We start from the raw sequence: 631 nt of genomic DNA, 5'->3' as shown, positions 1-631 counted from the left end.
TCTGACCTGCGAAAATAGTCCTTGACTCGCATACATGTTCGAGTATTCTGGACGCATGCCCCACATCGAACACCTTTGCGACCAGCTCGCCGCGTTCGCTCCTCCGGACACTGCCCGCGAGGTGCACGAGGCCCTGTCGGCGCTGCTGCGGCTACGAAACCTGGTCGACCACCACGCCGCAGTCCTTGCTGGGGCCGTGGAGCGGTTGGGGCTCGCGACGAAGCAGGGCCGCACCACCCGCGAACTGCTGATCGTCATGGGCGCCGCGCCCGCGGTCGCCACCCGGTTGCTGCGTATCGGTGTTGCTCTGGCCGGTCCACCACGATTGGCCGGTCACACCGCTGACGGGTCTGTCTCCGGCGAGCACGCGGACGCGATCGCCCGCGGACTGTCCCATATCGGTGTGCGGGCGAGGGAACCGCTGTCGGAGTCGCTGCGTCAAACCTGTGTGACCGATCTTCTGGCCCAAGCCTTCTCCGGTGCCACTCCCGCCGACATCGACCGCCGTGCCCGCACCCTGGGTAACGGGGTCGCCGACGATGCTCCTGCCGCGGTACCCGCCCGCGATGACCGCGACATCAACACCTTCGATGTTGCCACCGATGGTGACGGTCGGGTTGTGGTGCGTGGG

1 pseudogene is annotated in these 631 nt (G+C 67.0%); it reads left to right on the top strand.

Annotated elements, in window-relative coordinates:
* Positions 1–55: 55 nt before the first annotated feature.
* Positions 56–631: pseudogene (locus tag MKW15_RS24235) on the top strand (HNH endonuclease); the annotation flags it as partial.

The organism is Gordonia gummivorans (assembly GCF_022513585.1).
Taxonomy (GTDB): Bacteria; Actinomycetota; Actinomycetes; order Mycobacteriales; family Mycobacteriaceae; genus Gordonia.
Note: the sequence above shows the minus strand (reverse complement) of the source record. Positions and strands in the feature narration are given on the sequence as shown.